Consider the following 18,629-nt stretch of genomic DNA (forward strand, 5'->3'; position numbering starts at 1 on the left):
GGACGGCGCGAGGGCGCCGCCCCCGTGAGGGGACGGCGCCCGGAGGACGTCACCGGCGGCGGGTCAGGGCCGCCGGCGGCCGTGTGCCGTGCGGAGGCTACTCCTTGGCCCAGCCGATGTTCTCGTAGACGTAGTCGCCGGTCAGGCCGTACTCACCCCAGTTGTGGAGGTCGTCCTTGAGGACGTACTGGCCGGGGCGCTCGAACATGGGGATGGTCAGGACCTCGTCCCAGATGGCGGCGTCGATCTGGTTGGCGATCTCGGCGTACCGGTCGGGGTCGGTCTCCTGGGCCAGCTCCTCGAACAGCTCGTTGATCTCCGGGGTGGAGTGGAAGCTGAGGTTGTTGCCCCAGTCCTCGCCGTCCTCGTCGTACGGGCCGCCGAAGTTGCCGGCGCTGTCGGTCGGGTACGGGTTGGTGCCGGTCAGCACGAACGCGGCCAGCTCGTAGTTGCCCGGGACGATGTAGTCGGAGAACAGGGCGTTGCCCGGCACGTGCTGGACGTCGACCTCGACGCCGATCTCCGCGAGCATCTCGCGGGTGATGTCGGCCTCGTCCTTGGCCAGCTGCATGTCGTCGGAGGCGACGTAGCTGAGGGTCAGGGTCTCACCGTCGGCGTTGGTGCGGAACTCCGCACCCTCCTCCAGGGTCCAGCCGGCCTCGTCGAGGAGCTGGCCGGCCTTCTCCGGGTTGTACTCGCCCAGCTCGCCGCTGTTGTCCTTGTAGCCGTGCTGGCTGGAGCGCAGGAGGCGGTTGACCTCGCCGGTGATGGGCCAGTCGACGGGGCTCAGGGCGACCTCGGCGAGGGTGTCGCGGTTGATGCCCATGGCGATGGCGTGGCGGACGTTCTTGTCCTGGAGGACCTCGCTGCCGGCGTTCACCGAGACGAAGCGGTGGCCGTTGTTGACGGCGCGGGTGAAGTACGCGCCCTCCTTGCCCTCGAGGAGCTTGTAGCCCGCGGCGTCGTAGCCGAGGTAGAAGCCGTCGATCTCACCGTTGTTGAACGCGGTGGCCTGGCCGTCGATCGCCACGTTGACGAAGATGATCTCGTCGAGCAGCGCGGGGTCGCCCCACCAGTCCTCGTTGCGGCTGACGGTGATGCGCTGGGTGACCTCGTCGAACTCGGGGTTCGCGAACGGACCGGCGGTGACGAACTCCTCGCCGGCGGTGTAGCCGTCGGCGAACAGCTCCTCGTCCTCCATGTACTCCTTGGGGTACACGATGTCGAAGAGGCCCGGCCAGTCGGAGTAGGGCTGGGAGAACTCGAGGCTGAAGGAGAACTCGTCCTCGCCCTCGACGACCTCCTCGATGTACTTGTAGCCCTCGTCACCCATGATCTCGAACTCGCCGTCGGTCTCGCCCTTGATGACGGAGACCATCGCGGCGTAGTCCTCCCAGGTCACGGGCTCGCCGTTGGACCAGGTGGCCTCGGGGTTGAGGGTGAAGTCGACCGTGAGGCCGTCCTCGCTCACCCCGTAGTCCAGCACGTACTCCTTGCGCGGCTCGTAGGTGCCGTCGGGCTGGAAGCGCGTGATGGAGGGCATCAGGGCGCCCATGACGCGACGGACGTCGCCCTTGTTGCCCTGGATGTGGACCATGTTGTACTGGTCCTCGTACTCGCTGAGGGCCCAGACGAACTGGCCGCCCTCCTGCAGGTCCTCGCGCGCGGCGGGGTTGAGGTCGGTCGCCTCGAGGGAGGCGTTCTCCTCCTGGGCCTCCTCGCTGGACTGTCCGTCGTCGCTGCTGCACGCGCTGGCCGCAATGACCAGGGCCGCGACGGGGGCGAGATAACGCGCCTTCCCGATTCGCATGGGGATTCCTCCTATGGGGATGGGTAGGCCGACGCGCGGGGCGGCGTCGGCCCGTGCCGTGTCGGACCGTCCGGGGGTCACAGGACCGGCTGCCGCTCCGCGAAGTGGCAGGCGGCCGCCTGGTCGCCACCGTTGGTGGCCTCCAGGGGCGGTTCGACGCTCATGCACCGCTCCTGTTCGGGTTCGGAGAGGGTGATGAACTTCTGGCACCTGGTCCGGAACCTGCAACCCGACGGAGGGTCGGCGGGGCTGGGCAGGTCTCCGTCCAAGACGATGTGCGTGCGCGCGCGCTCCTTCTCCGGGTCGGGAATGGGGATCGCGGACAGCAGCGCCTGGGTGTAGGGGTGGGCGGGCCGGGTGTACACCGAGTCGGTGTCCCCGATCTCGACGATCCGGCCCAGGTACATGACGGCCACGCGGTCGGCGATGTGCCGGACCACGGACAGGTCGTGGGCGACGAAGAGGTACGACAGGCCCAGGCGGGCCTGGAGTTCCTCCAGGAGGTTGACCACGCCGGCCTGGATGGATACGTCCAGGGCGGACACCGGCTCGTCGAGCACCAGGAGCTTGGGCTCCAGGGCCAGGGCGCGGGCGATGCCGATGCGCTGGCGCTGGCCGCCGGAGAACTCCGAGGGGTACCGGGTGGCGTGCTCGGTGTTGAGGCCGACCAGGGCCAGGAGCTCGTAGACGCGGGCGGTGGTCTCGGCCTCGGGGCGGCGGTGGGTGCGCAGCGGCTCGGCGATGATGTCGAAGACCGGCATGCGCGGGTCCAGCGAGCTCATCGGGTCCTGGAAGACGATCTGCATGTCGCGGCGGAGCGCGAACCGGTCGGCGCCGCCGAGCTTGGCGGTGTCGCGCCCCATCACGGTGACACTGCCGCCCTGCGGCTTCTCCAGCCCCATGATCTCCATGAGGGTGGTGGACTTGCCGCAGCCGGACTCGCCGACCAGGGCCAGGGTCTCGCCCTCGCGGATGTCGAAGTCGATGCCGTCGACGGCGTACACGGTGCCGACCCGGCGTTTGAACACCGCGCCCTTGGTGAGCGGGTGGTGCTTGATCAGCGACTCGACGCGCAGCATCTCGGCACGGTCCTGGCGGCGCACCTGCGCGGCGGGGACCTCGGGGATCTCCGGGATGGGGTAGATGTCCTGGGCCGTCCAGGCGTTGTCGGCGATCTCGCCGGACCGGATGCACGCCACCCGCTGGACGCCGGTGTCGGCGACCGGGGCGGCCCCCGCGGGGGCGCCCGCCTCCTGGGCGGCCCGGATCTGAGCCTTGGCGGGCTGCTCGCCCACCGGGAGCAGGTCGGGTTCGGCCAGCGAGCACTCGGGCTCGGCGATGGGGCAGCGCGGTGCGAAGGGGCAGCCGGGCGGCAGGTCGGTCAGTGACGGCGGGGTGCCCTTGATGGGCACGAGGGCGCCCTGGCGCTCCAGGTCCATGCGGGGCACGGCGCCGAGCAGGCCCATGGTGTAGGGCATGCGGCTGCCGTAGTAGATCTCGTCGACGGTGCCCATCTCGACGGGCCGACCCGCGTACATGACGAGCATCCGGTCGACGAACCCGGCGACGACGCCGAGGTCGTGGGTGATCATGACGATCGCCGCGCCCGTCTCCTCGCGCGCGGTGCGCAGCAGGTCGAGGATCTGCGCCTGGATGGTGACGTCCAGGGCGGTGGTCGGCTCGTCGCAGATGATGACGTCGGGGTCGTTGGCCATCGCCATGGCGATCATGACGCGCTGGCGCATGCCGCCGGAGAACTCGTGCGGGAACGAGCGGTAGCGGCCCTCGGGGTTGGGGATGCCCACCAGGTCGAGCAGGCGGACGGCGCGCTTGCGGGCCTCCTCCTTGGTCGCCTTGGGGTTGTGGACCAGGACGGCCTCGGCCAGCTGGTCGCCCACGGTGTAGACCGGGGTCAGGCCGGACAGCGGGTCCTGGAACACCATGGAGATGACCTTGCCGCGGCGGGTGGCCATCTGGCGGTCGTCCAGGCCCAGGATCTCCTCGCCGTGGAGCTTGACCGAGCCGGTGATGACGGCGTGGTCGGGCAGCAGGCCCATGGCCGCCATGGAGGAGACGGACTTGCCCGAGCCGGACTCGCCGACGATGCCGAGCACCTCGCCGCGCCGGACGGAGTAGCTGACGCCGCGCACGGCGTTGACGTCCGGGTTGCCGTTGAAACCGCGGAAGGTGACGGTGAGGTCCGTGACCTCCAGCACCGGGGTCTCGTCGCCCTGGCGCGCCGAGGCGGCCTCGGTGTTCTCGATGGTCTGTGCGCTCATGTGTGCTTCCCCCCTAGGACCGGCGCGACTTGGACTGCGGGTCCAGGGCGTCACGCAGCCCGTCCCCGATCATGTTCACCGCGAGCACCAGGACCACCAGGAGCACCGTGGGGAACGCGAAGATCCACCAGTCGGTGGTGGCGAACTTGGAACCGTCCGCGATCACCACGCCGAGGCTGATGTCCGGCGGCTGGACGCCGAAGCCGAAGTAGCTCAGCGAGGTCTCGCCGATGATCGCCGTGCTGACCGCGATGGTGGCGTCCGCGATGAGGAGCGAGGACATGTTGGGCAGGATGTGCCGGAGGATGATCTTGTGCGAGGGGACGCCCATGAACCGGGCGGCGTGGATGTACTCCCGCTCCCGCAGGGAGATGGTCATGCCGCGGATCATCTTGGAGGTGACCATCCAGCTGAACGCGGCCAGCAGGACCACCAGGACGACCCAGCCGCCGCCCTGTCCGAAGTGCTTGGACAGGATGGCCAGGATGACGAAGCTGGGCAGCACCAGGGCGAGGTCGGCGATCCACATCAGGGCGCGGTCGGTGATGCCGCCGAAGTAGCCGGCGAACGCGCCGACCAGGGCCGCGATGCCGGTGGACAGCAGGGCCACCAGCAGGCCGATGAGCAGGGACTTCTGCAGGCCGGCGGTGGTCTGGGTGAAAACGTCCTGGCCGGTCTTGTTGGTGCCCATCCAGTGCTCCGCGGAGGGAGCGGAGAAGAGGGCGGTGTAGTCGCGCTCGCCGACCTCCCAGCCGCTGACGAGCGGTCCGACGAAGGCGAAGAGGGCGAGCAGGACGAGCAGGACGATGCCGATGATCACCCGGGGGGTGCCCAGGAGTTGGCCGAGGATGGCCTTCGCCCGGTTGGGTGCCGGCGGCACCGTCGGGGCCTTGACGGGTTCCGTGCCCGTGGTGGTCGTGCTCATGACCGGATCTCCAGCTCGGTGGCAGCGGGGGCGTACTGGCGGGTCGGGGTGTGCGCGGACGCGCGGTTCCGTGTCACTGTCACACCCGCACCCTCGGGTCGAGCCAGGCGTAGAGGATGTCCGAGAGGAAGGACGCCACCATGATCGTCACGGCCATGAAGCAGGAGGCGGCGGCCACGACGTGGACGTCCTGCTGGAAGATCGCGTCGATGAGCCAGGCGCCCATCCCGTGCCAGCCGTAGATCTTCTCGGTGAAGGTCGCACCGGAGACCATCACGCCGAACGTGAAGGTGAAGTAGGTGATGGTGGGGATCAGGGCGGTGCGCAGCGCGTGCTTGAACAGGGCCTTGCGCCGGGTGAGCCCCTTGGCCATGGCGGTGCGCACGAAGTCGGCGCCGAGCACGTCCAGCATCATGTTGCGCTGGTAGCGGGCGAAGGCGGCGAAGAGCGCGACGGCGAGCACGAAGGTCGGCAGGATCGCATGGTGGGCGCGGTTGAGCAGGAGTTCCCACCACTCCCCCCGGAAGCCCGCCGAGTACTCGCCCGAGAACAGGAAGAGCTGGAAGCCGACCGCCCCGTTGATGGCGGTCGCGCCGATCTGCACGCTGAGCGCGATGACGACGGTGGGGATGGCCAGCACCACGAACGAGGCGACGGTCGCCGCCTTGTCGAACCCGCGGTACTGGCGCACGGCCGCGTAGGCGCCGATGGCGATGCCCAGCGCGCTGCCCAGGATGGTGGCCACCGTGATCAGCCGCAGCGTGACCCCGGCCTTGAGCCAGATCTGCGGGGTGACGTCGCGGCCCTGGATGGTCTGGCCGAAGTCGCCCTGGACCACACCGGTCAGCCAGGTGACGTAGCGCTGCGCCAGCGGTGTCTGGTCGTTCAGGTTCAGGGTGTCGAGCTGGGCGTTGATCGCCTCGGGGGTGGGCGGTGGCTGCATCTGCTCGAAGTAGCCGCGCGGGTACAGATTGGTGGCGGCGAGCAGGTACGCGAAGCTGGTCGCGAGGAAGATCAGCACGACGTAGTTCAACAGTCGCCTGACCAGGAACTTGCCCAAAACTCTCTCCGAACCTCACAGCCGAGCCCGGCGGTTGGTCTGCTGACAGGGGGCGGTCTTTCGCCAAGAGCACTGGTGAGAGCGGTTCGGAGCCCGTACGGCTGGTGGCCTGTTAAGCATCCGTGATCCCGCTACCACCGGTGGGGGTCACTCCCGGTGACTGCCGAAACACTATTGCGTCCGATTCACGATCCGTGACCGGAATGTCAAGAGTCTGGGGCATCGCTAGACACTCGACGGTAACCAGTGCATCAAGAAAAGACAACGGAGCCCTTTTCACCGGCGAACTGCAGGCGATTTGTCTATCTTTGCACACAAAGTAAGAACATCATCACCTTCAGCAATAAAAGCCCGTTGAACTGGGAAGATGCCAAGAACAACCGATCATCCCGTCACCAGTGTTTACACCCAAACCGACAAAACAGGCAAACTTGTCACCAAAAGCCGGTGAGCCGCCATCCGGGGGGAACCGGTCCGCGGTCCCGTCGGGTACGCGCCCCCGCCACTCCGCGGTGAACACGTCCGGCCTCGGAAAAGACCGACCCGACCCCACGCGGTCGGCATCACCCAGGGTGAGGCCGCTTAACCCCGGCTAACGAGGTCACGTGAGCCCTCCTCACGTCGCTCGGGGTCCGACGTCCGGACGATCTCCCCCTCGATCGCGCCCGGGAGGCGCACCCGGGGCAGCAGTGGAGCCACGCTGCGCGACCGCGCCATCCCCCACCAGGCCCCCAGGCCCCGGGCGGCGTCGCCCGCGATGCCCAGTACGGTCCAGGTCAGCGGATCGACCGGAGCGGTGCCGCGCGCGGTCCGCCAGGCCACCGGATGCGGCACCACCAGCGCGGCCGCGGTGGCCGCAGTGGCCAGGACCGTCCGTGCCTCGGGTCTGCGCCCGCGCCGCAGGTCCCGGGTGATCCGCACCGCTCCCAGGGTCAGGGCCGCGGCGGCCGGGGGCCACCAGGCCCCCCGCAGGGCCCGGGACACGGCCCGGGCCTGGCTCGCCAGGCCGGCCGCGACCGCCGGAGCGGTCCGGCCCGGGGGTGCGCCCGCGGCCGCCAGGGCCGCCACCGCCGCCCCTCCTCCGACGGCGGCCAGGACCGCGGCCGACAGCGGGCGTCCGGCGAGCAGCGCGGCCAGGGCCGCGGTACCGGTCGGGGAGAGTTCGGGGCCGGCCGCCCGGTTGCCGCGCAGGCGGGCCAGCCGGGCGGCGCCCGCCCCGGCCTCCGCGCAGGCCCGCAGGTAACCGCCGAGGTCGGTGTGCGCGGGGGCGAGCACCCGGGACCGGGGCTCGTGGCGCACTGAAAGCCCCCTGTCGACCAGGGACCACAGCAGCGCGTGCTCGGCGACCGCACCCAGGCCCGGGTCCAGGGGGGAGGGACCGCACCGAAGGCGCTCACCGGGGGCGGTGGAGGGAGACGAAGCGGGAGACTCCGCGGCCGCAGGCCGTCCGTTGAGGGCGGTGGAGGGAGACGAAGCGGGAGACTCCGCGGCCGCAGGCCGTCCGTTGAGGGCGGTGGAGGGAGACGAAGCGGGAGACTCCGCGGCCGCAGGCCGTCCGTTGAGGGCGGTGGAGGGAGACGAAGCGGGAGACTCCGCGGCCGCAGGCCGTCCGTTGAGGGTGGTGGAGGGCGACGGGCGGGAGTCCTCCATCACGGAGCGGCGCAGGACCAGGGCGGTGACGGGACGCAGCGGGTCACCGAGGTCTGCGCCGGCCGGGCGGGAGCGATCGGGGGCGGTGTGCCCCCAGGGCAGCACGGGGGCCGGGTCGGGTCCGCGGTCGGGACCCGACCGGGAGGCGGCGACGGCGGCGAGGACCGCGGCCACCGGCCCGGCGGCGGCCGAGCGGTCGAGGAGGGTGCGCGGCAGGACGGCGGCCACATCCGGATCCGCGAAGTGCCCGGCGCACGCCTCCAGCCAGCCGGGCCGGGGCAGGTGCCCGGCGTCGACCAGGGCGACGAGGTCGGCGTCGGAGACGGTGAGGGCCAGTGCGCGGGCGGCGGCCCCGCCCAGGGGGATGGGCAGCACGCGGGCGCCGCGCTCGCGTGCCGCCCGGGTGGCGGGCCCGGTGGCGCCGACGACGATCGGCTGCGCCCCGGGGTGGAGCTCGGCGAGCCGGTCCAGGGTGGCGGTCAGCCCGCCCGCCGCGCCGCGGTCGATCACGAAGATGTCCGCGGTGAGTCCGGGGCTCGCACCGTCCGGTGACGGGGCGGTGGACTCCGCGGCCGCAGGCCGTCCGTTGAGGGCGGTGGAGGGGGACGAAGCGGGAGACTCCGCGGCCGCAGGCCGTCCGTTGAGGGTGGTGGAGGGCGACGGGTGGGCGAGTCCGGCCGCTATCAGCCCCGCTGCGGTCGCCCCCTCGGCGGCGTCGCGGACCGGCATCCCGCTCATCCACCGGATGAGGCTGCTGACCTGTCGCGACGTCAGGCGGACGGCGCGGATCGGGTCGCCGCCGACGAGGAGGTGCCCTTCGTCGGCGAGGCGCACGGCACGGTCGAGCTCGACGCCGAGGCCGGGCGGCAGGGGGGAGCGGGAGGCCATGCCCTTTACCTTGGCGGCTCGCCCCCGGAGTGCGCAAGACCCCCGGCAGGCACGGAGAACGCGACTCCGTTATCGCATCGTTACTCTTTCTCCTGCGCCCCACCAGTCACGGAACCCGTTCCTTGACCGGTGTCATACCCTGGCCGGACACCCTCTTTATCCAGGTCAAGAGGGGTGATTCTGACCCGGTCAGGTCGGCCGGGTCCCCAGCAGAGCACGGAGCGTATGCTATGCGCGAATACGCCCTTCAGTGTCGTGGGGCACATCCGCTACCGGACAGGGGCACCCGCCCCGGCCCGCCCCCGCATCCCACCCGTCGCCGCCCTCCGGCCGCGCGCACCGCCGCGCGGCACCGCACCCCTCCCTGTACCCGGGGGCCTCGACCTGTGTGTCCGCCCCGCGCCGTGACCCGATCCGGGCATGGACGCGACACCGAGGGACAGGCGCTGCTCCGCCCTGTCCGCCGAGAACACACCGGGGAGTGAACCGCACATGACCGCAGCAGCACCCCACGATCCCCTCGTCGACCTCGGTGTGCGCGGTGCGCCCGCACCGGAGCGGCCCGGAACCGCCGACCCCTCCCCCGAGCCGACCATGGAAGAACACCGCAGATCCGCCCGACGCCGCTTCCCCGGCCTGCCGAGCCAGATCGCCTACGCGCGCAGGTTCGTCGCCCGGCAGCTGGCCGATTGCCCCGACCCCACCACCGCCACGCTGCTGACCAGCGAACTGGCGACCAACGCCATCACGCACAGCGCCTCGGGGCGCTCCACCGGCAAGTTCGAGGTGTGCGTCCACCGCGCACCGTGCTGGGCCCGGGTGGAGGTCCGCGACCTGGGCAACCTCAACGAGTCGCCCCGCCCCCAGCACCGGGACCCCTACGACACGGCCGAGCACGGCCGGGGCCTGGACCTGGTCGAGGCGCTCGCCAGCAAGTGGGGCAGCGAACCCCGCGGCGACGGCATGGGCCGCAAGGTGTGGTTCGAAGTGGTGTGGGACGAGACCGACGGGGACGGGTGAGGGGTCACTCCCCCGCCGCGGTCCCCTCCTCCGGGGCCGCGGGCGCCTCGGGCAGCCGGTAGCGCTCGTACAGCAGGCGGGCGTAGTCCATCGCCTCCTGGGAGGGCTCGGCGCCCAGCTCTTCGCGGACGAGCTCGTCGAGTGTCTTCTTCTGCGTTTCCGTCATGTACCGAAGACTGCCGTTCCTGCGGCGATCACACAAACCAACCCTCCGATCACGGACCGCCGCCGGTACTCCGGAAAAGCGCGGGGCGCCCCGTGCCGGAGCACGGGACGCCCGTTGGAACGCGGGATCTCACCCCCGGCCGACGCTCTCCTTCTCCCGGGTCGCCGCGACCCTGGCGGCGCGCCTGGAGCGGCGCAGCTCCTCACGGGAGGCCCGGCGGGCCGCCCGGCGCTGCTTGCCCCACTCCACCAGCTGGTAGAGCACCGGGACGAGGATCAGCGTGAGCAAGGTCGAGGTCACCAGGCCGCCGATCACCACGAGCGCCAGCGGGGCGGAGATGAACGCGCCGCCGCCGGTGATCCCCAGCGCCATCGGGGTCAGGGCCGCGACGGTGGCCAGGGCCGTCATGAGGATCGGGCGCAGACGGTGCCGGGCACCCTCCACGATCGCCTCGGTGAGCGGCATCCCCCTGTTCTGGTTCTGGTTGATCAGGTCCATCAGGACGATGGCGTTGGTGATGACCACGCCGATGAGCATCAGCATGCCGACCAGGCCGGCGATTCCCAGCGGGGTGCCGGTGACCAGCAGCAGCGCCAGCGAGCCGGTGATCGCGAACGGGATCGAGACCAGCAGCATGAGCGGCTGGAGCAGGCTCTTGAAGGTCGCCACCATGATGAGGTAGCAGATGACCACGGCGGCCAGCATGGCCAGGCCCATCTGCATGAAGCCCTCGCTCTGCTCCTGGCTGACGCCGCCCAGCGTGGCGGTGGCGCCCTGGGGCAGGTCCAGGGAGTCGAGCGCCTGGGTGATCTCGGCGCTCACCGCGCCCAGGTCGGAGGCGGTGACGCTGGCCTCGACGGTGGTGCTGGTGATGCCGTCGATGCGGGTGAGCTGCGGCGGCTGCTCCACCTCCACCACGTCGGCGACCTCGGACAGCTCCAGCGGCCCGGCGGTCGGCGACATGATCACCAGTTCCTCGAGTTCCTCGACGCCGGTCGGGGTCTCGACGGCGCGGACCACGATGTCGCGGCGGCTGTCGTCGACGGTGACGGTCCCGGCGGTCTGCCCGTTGAAGGCTGCGCTCACCTGGCCGCCGACGGCGGCCTCGGTCAGGCCCAGCTCGGCGGCCTTCTCGCCGTCGACGCGGACCTCCATGGCGGGCTGGGACGCGGAGATGCCGTTGGTGACGTCGGCGGCGCCGTCGATCCCCCTGAGCTCCTCCTCCACCAGGCCGGCGGCCTCGGCGAGGACCTCTTGGTCGTCGGCGGTGATCCGGACCTCGATGCCGGAGCCGGCGCCCATCGCGCCCATGGCGCTCATCGTCGGCTCGTACTCGGTGTCCAGCTCCGCCAGGGAGTCGCGCAGCACGTCGCGGTTGCGCTCCTGGTCGGTGTCGGGGTCCGCGGTGATCGTGTAGTCGATCTGCGCGGTGCCGCCACCGCCGAACGGGCCGGCCATGGCGCTGCCGCCGACGTTGGTCTGGTAGGACTCCACCCACGCGAACCCGGCGAGCAGCTCCTCGACCTTGACGGCCTCGGCGTCGGCCTCCTCCAGGGACGTGCCCGGGGGCAGCTCCTGGGTGAGGGCGTAGGTGTTCTCCTCTGACTGGCCCATCCAGTCGGTCTCCAGCTGTCCGGCCATGTAGACCGTGCCGCCGAAGATGACCGCGGAGGCGGCCAGGGTGATGACCGTGGCCTGCTTGCGCCTGGTGGTGATCCACCGGATGATCGGCATGTACGCGCGCTGGAGCGGGCTGCGCAGCTCGCGCTCGCCCTCCTCGCGCTCGATCTCCTCCTGGGTGGCGTCGCCGATGTCGCGCGGCTTGAGGAACCAGTAGCAGAGCACCGGGATGATCGTGATCGACACGATCAGCGAGGCGAGCAGCGCCAGGGTGGCCGTGACCGCGAACGGCATGAACAGCTCGCCGACCATGCCGCCGACGAAGGCCAGCGGCAGGAAGACCGCCACGGTGGCGAGGGTGGAGGAGACCACCGCGCCCGCGACCTCGCGGACACCGGTCTTGACGGCCTCCATCTTCTCCTTGCCGTAGTCCAGGTGCCTGCGGATGTTCTCCAGGACCACGATGGAGTCGTCGACGACGCGGCCGATGGAGATCGTGATGGCCGCGAGGGTGAGCATGTTCAGGGTGAAGTCGAACACCTGCATGCCCAGGAAGGCGATCAGCACCGACACCGGGATGGAGACCGCGGTGACCAGGGTGGAGCGGATCGACAGCAGGAAGACGAGGATGACGATCACCGCGGCGATCAGGCCCATGCCGCCCTCTTCGAGCATCGCGACGATGGACTCGTTGATGTAGGGCGCCTGGTCGAAGACCACGCTGAGCTCGATGTCGTCGCCGAGGACGTCGGCCTGCTCGTCCAGGACGCGCTGGACGCCCTCGGAGACCTCGACGGTGTTGCCGTCGGGGGTCTTCATGATCATGACGCCGACGCTGGGGTCGCCGTTGACGCGGGCCAGGGTGGTGGCCTCGTCGCGGACCAGCTCGACGTCGGCGACCTCGGAGAGGCGCACGGGCTCGGGCTGGGCGGCCGGGGGCGCGCCGGGCATCGCCGGGGTGTCGCCGGCCTGCGGGGCGGCCGGGCGGACCCAGATGTCCTCGACCTGCTCGACCGAGGTGAACTGGTCGCCGGTGGTGACGTTGAGGGTGCGGCCGTCGGAGTCGATGTCGCCGCCGGGCATGAGCCGGCCGCTGCCCTGGAGGGCGTCGGTGATGTCCTGTGCGGTGACGCCCGCCTCGGCCATCTCGTCCTCGTCGGGGGTGACGACCAGGTCGGAGGCGATCGCACCGGTGATCATCGCCGAGCGGACGCCGTCGATGGACTCCAGCTCGGGGATGAGGTGGGTCTCCAGCGGGTCGACCATGCCCTGGTCGTCGCCGTCCTTGGCGCCCGCGGCGAGCATGACGACGGGCATCATGTCGAGGCTGAAGGACATGACGCTGGTCTGGACCTCGTCGGGCAGCATGCCCGAGACCTGGTCGACCGCGATCTGGGTCTGGCGGACCAGGTCGTCCTGGTCGGCGCCGTAGTCGAACTCGACGGTGACCTGGGCCGACCCGCTGCTGGAGGTCGAGGTGACCGTGGTGGCCCCCTCGACGCTCTGCACGGCCTGCTCCAGCGGCACGGTGACCTGGTTCTCCACGACCTGCGGGGAGGCGCCCTGGTAGGTGCCGGTGACCATCACCATCGGCAGGGACATCTGCGGGAAGAGCTCCCGCTTGGCGGCCCCCGCGGCGAGCACCCCGAAGAAGAGCACGGCCACGGTGATGAGGAGGACCAGCGCCCGGTTCTTGAGCGACACGACCGCGAGGCGGTTCATCCGGTCACCCCTTCCGGGCGCGTGGAGCCCGCGGGCGGGGTCCTGAAAGCCGATCTGGACATGAGAGGTTCTCGCTCCTACTCGCTGCGGACGTCGGACCGGTCGGCGCCGTGCGGGCCGGCGTCGCCGGAGGGCGGTCCGGTCTTCGAGACGTGGGGTGGGGATGCCGTTCTCATCCGGGCGGGATCCGGCCGCGGGACCGTCCCGTCCCGCGGGTACTCCGCCGGGCACTGCATCCGCCGGGCGCGTCCCCACAATACGTCGCGTTATATCGGGACTTCTCGTCCTCGGACGGGGTCGGGGGACCTTTCAGGGACGCGTCAGCCTTCTGTCGGGGTCGACCACTGACCAAAGTTAGGGACATCCGACAGAAGTCGGAGACCCCCCGCCCGGACGTGGGTGTTCGCCGGGTTCCGCAGACCACCTGCGGCTGTAACGGGCATCACAGTGGGAGGTTCCGGACATCCGCAACAGCGGCAGGAGGAGGACGGAGGAGGAACGGCAGGCGCCCGCCGGGGGTGAGGGGGCGGAAGGGGATCAGCCCGCGCGGCGCTCGGGCCCGGCGCCCTCCGCGGGGGCCTCGTGCGGGCTCCCCGCCCCCCAGACGACGCGGAGCAGGTCCTCCAGGGCGTGGGCGAGGGAGGCGTCGACGAGTTCATAGGCGACGCGGCGGCCCTGGGCGTGGGTGCGCACCAGTCCGCAGTCGCGCAGGCAGGCCAGGTGGTTGGAGACGTTCTGGCGGGTCAGGCCCAGATGGTCGGCCAGGTCGGCGGGGTAGCCGGGGCCGTCGAGGAGTGCCAGGAGGAGGCGGCAGCGGGTGGGGTCCGACAGGGCGCGGCCGAGCCGGTGGATGGCGGAGAGGCGCTGCTCGGAGGTCAACATGAAAACCATTGTACATGGCTTGCTGTATAGACAGTCTGGACTGTATAAACAGTGGTGACTGAACCGAAGTGCGCACGCACACGAGAAGGGAGCCCCATGGGCGCGGGACACGGCCACGGGCACGGACACACGGCGGGGGCGGTCCACCGGAACCGCCTCGTACTCGTCCTGGCGCTCATGCTCGGCGTCGCCGCCGTACAGGTCGTGGGCGCCGGGTTCAGCGGCAGCCTCGCCCTGCTCGCCGACGCAGGCCACACCGTCACCGACTCCTTCGGCGTGGCCCTGGCCCTGGCCGCCGTGTGGATCGCCGCCCGCCCCGCCCGGGGACGCAGCACCTTCGGGCACCAGCGGGCCGAGATCCTGGCCGCCGCCGTCAACGCCCTGGTGCTGTTCGCGCTGTGCGGGTTCATCGTGGTGGAGGCCGTCGACCGGCTGCGCTCCCCCGCCGAGGTGTCGGGGCCGGGCATGGTCGCGGTCGCCGCCGTCGGCCTGGTCGCCAACATCGCGGGCGCCCTGGCCCTGCGCGCGGGGGCCAGGGAGAGCCTCAACGTCAAGGGCGCCTACCTGGAGGTCGTCAGCGACGCCATGGCATCCGTCGGCGTCATCGCCGGGGGCCTCATCGTCTGGCTCACCGGCTGGAACCAGGCCGACACCGTCGTCTCCCTCCTCATCGCCGCGATCATCGTGCCCCGCGCCTGGTCGCTGCTGCGCGAGGCCGTGCACATCCTGCTGGAGTCCGCGCCCCGCGGGATGGACCTGGACGAGGTGCGCCGCCACCTGCTCGACCACCCAGCCGTGGTCGACGTCCACGACCTGCACGTGTGGACCATCACCTCGGGGGTACCGGTGATGTCGGCGCACGTGGTCGTCCCCGAGGAGCGGCTGCTCGACTGCGGGCGCACCCTGGACGAGCTGCACGCCTGCCTGGCCGGGCACTTCGACGTGGAGCACTCGACCCTCCAGCTGGAGCCGCCCGGCCACTTCGACCACGAGGGCGCACGCCACGACTGACACCGGGGAACTGCGACACACCCGTGTCCGTCTCACCCTGGTACGGACCGGTCGCCCCCTGCTGGCACAATCGTTCGGGTCGGGCGACGGTGACCTGCACGAAGCGGTGGAATGACGAGGACATGAGGCGAGCCCTGAGAGCGTTCACGACCCGGGCCTCCCGGGCCGCCGACGGACTGCGCGCCCTCCGCCGGCGCCTGGTCCCGCGCCGGCACCGCCACGCCTTCGGCAGCGGCCCCGTCCAGCACCGGAAGAACGCCTGGGGCAAGCCCGCCCGGGCGTTCGTCCTCATCTTCTTCGTCGTGGACCTGGTCGGCACGGGCCTGCTCATGACCCCGGCCGCGGCCACGGGCGAGCACCTCACCTTCGTCGAGGCCCTCTTCACGGCGACGTCGTCGCTGGCCGTGTGCGGCCTGAGCGTCATCGACATCGGCGACCAGCTGTCCTTCTTCGGACACATCGTCGTACTCGTGCTCATCCAGGCCGGCGGTCTGGGGATCATGACCCTGGCCTCGCTGATGGGCGTGGCCATCATCCACCGGTTCAGTCTGCGCATGGAGCTGAACGTGCAGGCGGAGAACCGGGCGCTGGCGGTCGGCGACGTCCGGGGCATCGCGGGCAGCGTGCTCAAGGTGAGCCTGATCATCGAGGGGGTCATCCTCGCGCTGATCCTCCCGCGGATGTGGCTGGGCTACGACATGACCTTCTGGGAGGCCCTGTACTCGGGCGTCTTCCACTCCGTCTCGGCCTTCAACAACGCGGGCCTGTCCCTGTACGGGGACAGCCTGACGCGGTTCTCCGGCGACGCGTTCATCCTGTTCCCCGTCGCCTCGGCGGTCATCCTGGGCGGTATCGGCTTCCCCGTGCTGATCGAGCTGCGCCGCCGGTTCCGGACCCCGCAGAGCTGGAGCCTGCACACCAAGCTCACCATCGCCACCAGCTCCGCGCTCTTCCTCGTCACCATCGTCCTGGTGATCATCATGGAGTGGCACAACCCGCTCACCCTGGGGCCGCTGGACTGGTGGGCCAAGATCACCGACGGCGTCTTCCACGGCGTGATGCCGCGCAGCGGGGGCTTCAACGTCACGGACACCGGGTCCATGTACGACTCGACCCTGCTGCTCACCGTCATGATGATGTTCGCGGGCAACGGCAGCGCGGGGACCGCCGGAGGAATCAAGGTGGCCACCCTCGCCGTTCTGTTCCTCGTGGTGTGGTCGGAGGTCCGGGCGCACGACCGGGTCCACGTGTTCGGCCGCCGCCTGGCCCCGGAGGTCATCCGGCAGGCGCTCAGCCTGACGTTCCTGTCGATGACCGTCGTGGCGGTCAGCACCGTGGTCCTCCTGCACACCACTCCCTTCACCTTCATGCAGACCCTCTTCGAGGTCGTGTCGGCCGTCGGAGTGGTCGGGCTCTCCATGGGGATCACCCCGGACCTGGATCCCTGGGCCCAGTTCTTCCTCACCCTTCTCATGGCCGCGGGACGGATCGGGCCGGTCACCTTCGCGACGGCGATCGCCTTCCGCGAGCGCAAGCGCCGCTACGACCTCGCCGAAGCCCGCCCGATCATCGGCTGACCGGAACCCTCTAGGAGCACCACATGGCGCAGCAGACCAAACTCAAGGACAAGCGCATCCTGGTCATCGGGCTGGGGCGGTTCGGCAGCTCCCTCGCGCTGGAACTGGTCAACCACGGCTGGGAGGTGCTGGGCATGGACTCCAACGCCCGCATCGTCCAGGCCTACGCCGACGCCCTGACCCACACGGTGATCGCCGACGCGACCGACGACGAGGCGCTGCGGCAGGTGGGCGCGCCCCAGTTCCAGCGCGCGGTGGTGGCCATCGGAACCCATCTGGAGGAGAGCATCCTGGCCACGTCGCAGCTGGTCGACATGGGGGTGCCCGACATCTGGGCCAAGGCCATCAGCAGGCGCCACGGCCGCATCCTCGAGCAGGTGGGGGCCCACCACGTGGTCCTGCCCGAGCACGACATGGGCGAGCGGGTGGCCCACCTGGTGTCGGGGCGGATGCTCGACTACGTGGAACTGGAGGAGGGGTTCTCCCTGGGCAAGACCAAGGCGCCCAAGGAGCTCCTGGGCAAGCCGCTGCGGGAGACCAAGGTCCGCCAGAAGTACGGGATCACGGTGGTGTCCGTGAAGCGCCTCAACGCGGCGTTCACCTACGCCACGGAGGAGACCGTACTGCAGAAGGGCGACGTGATCGTGGTGGCGGGCCGGACCGACGACGTGGAGCGTTTCGCCGAGGTGGCCTGAGCGCGCTTCCGGGCTCCGGTGCGCTCTTCTCATAACGGTCAAATTGACAACCGTTTTCATTTTCTCGATCATGGTCCCATGCGTACGATCCTGCGAACCGCCGCGCTGGCCGCGGTGGCACTGATGACGGCCACCGCGTGCGGCGGCGGCCAGGGCTCCTCCTCCACCGGGGAGGGCCCCTCCCCCGCCGACGCCGACCTGACCGTGGTCACCGGCGTCTACCCCCTGGAATGGCTGGCCCACGAGGTGGGCGGCGCCGGGGTCGCGGTACTCCAGCTGACCGAGCCCGGCATGGAGCCCCACGACCTGGAGCTGACCGGCCGCCAGATCGGCGAGATCACCGAGGCCGACCTCGCGTTCTACGTGTCCGGCCTGCAGCCCGCCGTGGACGAGGCCGTCGGGCAGGAGGCCGCCGACCGGGCGCTGGACGTGGCCGACGTGGTCGAGCTGCACCCCGCCGGCGAGGAGGGGCACGCCCACGAGGAGGACGGGCACGAGGACGAGCACGCGCACGAGGAGGACGGGCACGCCCACGAGGACGAGCACGCCCACGAGGAGGAGGAAGGGCACGCCGAGGAGGAGACCGGGGACGACGGCCACGACCACGGCGAGTTCGACCCGCACTTCTGGCTCGACGTGGACCTCATGGCGCAGACCGCCCAGGCCCTGGCCGGACGGCTGGGCGAGCTGAACCCCGACGCCGCCGACGAGTACGCCGCCAACGCGGAGGCGGTGACCGCCGAACTCGGGGCGATCGGCCAGGAGTACGAGGACGGTCTGGCCTCCTGCGAGCGCAACGAGGTCGTGGTGGGGCACACCGCCTTCTCGTACCTGACCGAGCACTACGGGCTGGAGCAGGTGGGCGTGTCCGGCGTCGACCCCGACAGCGAGCCCTCCCCCTCGCAGATCGCGGAGATCGCCGACTTCGTCGAGGAGCACGGCGTCACCACGATCTTCACCGAGCCGCTCATGCCCCCGGAGACCGCGGAGACCATCGCCGCGGAGACCGGGGCGGCGGTCGAGGTCCTCGACCCGCTCGAGGGCATCACCGAAGCCTCTCCCGGCGACGACTACCCGTCGATCATGCGCGGGAACCTGGAGGCGCTCAGGAGCGCCCTGTCCTGCTCCTGACCTCCGGCTCCGAACGGCCCCGCAGGACGCACCGAGGCGTCCGGCGGGGCCGTTCCGCGTGCCGCCCCGCAGGTCGCCGCAGCCCTGTTCAGAGGGTTCGTCACGGAACGCCCGCCCGGGCCGGTGACCGTGCCGTATCACGTGGGACTCATGATGGAGAACTCACGGACAAGTGGCGGTGGTCACGCTATGC

13 protein-coding genes are annotated in these 18,629 nt (G+C 70.7%); 5 read left to right on the forward strand and 8 right to left on the reverse strand.

All coding sequences use genetic code 11. The annotated features are described in order from the left end of the window. Positions 1 to 97 precede the first annotated feature (97 nt). The 5 genes from ACSUPR_RS09400 to ACSUPR_RS09420 all read right to left on the reverse strand — a co-directional run bounded on the left by ACSUPR_RS09400 (position 98) and on the right by ACSUPR_RS09420 (position 8,612). Positions 98 to 1,810 (reverse strand): ABC transporter family substrate-binding protein, encoded by a 1,713-nt coding sequence (locus ACSUPR_RS09400; protein ID WP_436890766.1) that lies wholly within the window; start codon positions 1,808 to 1,810, stop codon positions 98 to 100. 77 nt (positions 1,811 to 1,887) lie between these two features. Then, positions 1,888 to 4,089, reverse strand: a complete 2,202-nt coding sequence (locus ACSUPR_RS09405; RefSeq protein ID WP_436890767.1) for a dipeptide ABC transporter ATP-binding protein — start codon at positions 4,087 to 4,089, stop codon at positions 1,888 to 1,890. Between the two features lie 13 nt (positions 4,090 to 4,102). Beyond that, entirely contained in the window at positions 4,103 to 5,014 is a 912-nt protein-coding gene (locus ACSUPR_RS09410; protein WP_436890768.1) for an ABC transporter permease, read from the reverse strand. 79 nt (positions 5,015 to 5,093) lie between these two features. Next, positions 5,094 to 6,074 (reverse strand): ABC transporter permease, encoded by a 981-nt coding sequence (locus ACSUPR_RS09415; RefSeq protein ID WP_436890769.1) that lies wholly within the window; start codon positions 6,072 to 6,074, stop codon positions 5,094 to 5,096. 582 nt (positions 6,075 to 6,656) lie between these two features. Further along, entirely contained in the window at positions 6,657 to 8,612 is a 1,956-nt protein-coding gene (locus ACSUPR_RS09420) for a family 2 glycosyl transferase (protein ID WP_436890770.1), read from the reverse strand. A 594-nt stretch (positions 8,613 to 9,206) separates the two neighbouring features. On the opposite strand from ACSUPR_RS09420, the gene ACSUPR_RS09425 reads away from it, so the two are divergent. After that, positions 9,207 to 9,632 carry an ATP-binding protein gene (locus ACSUPR_RS09425; RefSeq protein WP_436891934.1) on the forward strand — a complete coding sequence of 142 codons (426 nt, stop codon included), beginning with the start codon at positions 9,207 to 9,209 and terminating at the stop codon, positions 9,630 to 9,632. Between the two features lie 4 nt (positions 9,633 to 9,636). On the opposite strand, the gene ACSUPR_RS09430 is transcribed toward ACSUPR_RS09425, so the two are convergent. From ACSUPR_RS09430 to cmtR, 3 genes are all read right to left on the reverse strand, one after another. Then, positions 9,637 to 9,798 carry a hypothetical protein gene (locus ACSUPR_RS09430; RefSeq protein ID WP_436890771.1) on the reverse strand — a complete coding sequence of 54 codons (162 nt, stop codon included), beginning with the start codon at positions 9,796 to 9,798 and terminating at the stop codon, positions 9,637 to 9,639. Positions 9,799 to 9,927: 129 nt separating this feature from the next. Further along, positions 9,928 to 13,140 carry an efflux RND transporter permease subunit gene (locus ACSUPR_RS09435; protein ID WP_436890772.1) on the reverse strand — a complete coding sequence of 1,071 codons (3,213 nt, stop codon included), beginning with the start codon at positions 13,138 to 13,140 and terminating at the stop codon, positions 9,928 to 9,930. Between the two features lie 537 nt (positions 13,141 to 13,677). Beyond that, complete coding sequence (gene cmtR / locus ACSUPR_RS09440; protein WP_436890773.1) at positions 13,678 to 14,031, reverse strand: Cd(II)/Pb(II)-sensing metalloregulatory transcriptional regulator CmtR; 354 nt, start codon at positions 14,029 to 14,031, stop codon at positions 13,678 to 13,680. An 87-nt stretch (positions 14,032 to 14,118) separates the two neighbouring features. Here cmtR and ACSUPR_RS09445 point away from each other — a divergent pair, with 87 nt between their 5' ends. The 4 genes from ACSUPR_RS09445 to ACSUPR_RS09460 all read left to right on the forward strand — a co-directional run bounded on the left by ACSUPR_RS09445 (position 14,119) and on the right by ACSUPR_RS09460 (position 18,436). Beyond that, entirely contained in the window at positions 14,119 to 15,033 is a 915-nt protein-coding gene (locus ACSUPR_RS09445) for a cation diffusion facilitator family transporter (protein ID WP_436890774.1), read from the forward strand. 122 nt (positions 15,034 to 15,155) lie between these two features. Continuing rightward, a complete protein-coding gene (locus ACSUPR_RS09450) occupies positions 15,156 to 16,610 on the forward strand; it encodes a TrkH family potassium uptake protein (RefSeq protein WP_436890775.1) in 1,455 nt (484 codons plus the stop codon). A 23-nt stretch (positions 16,611 to 16,633) separates the two neighbouring features. Further along, positions 16,634 to 17,305 (forward strand): potassium channel family protein, encoded by a 672-nt coding sequence (locus ACSUPR_RS09455; RefSeq protein WP_436890776.1) that lies wholly within the window; start codon positions 16,634 to 16,636, stop codon positions 17,303 to 17,305. 78 nt (positions 17,306 to 17,383) lie between these two features. After that, on the forward strand, positions 17,384 to 18,436 hold the full coding sequence (locus tag ACSUPR_RS09460; RefSeq protein WP_436890777.1) for a metal ABC transporter substrate-binding protein: 1,053 nt from the start codon (positions 17,384 to 17,386) through the stop codon (positions 18,434 to 18,436). The last annotated feature ends 193 nt before the right edge of the window (positions 18,437 to 18,629 follow it).

It is taken from the genome of Nocardiopsis dassonvillei (genome assembly GCF_964273065.1).
GTDB lineage: Bacteria > Actinomycetota > Actinomycetes > Streptosporangiales > Streptosporangiaceae > Nocardiopsis > Nocardiopsis dassonvillei_B.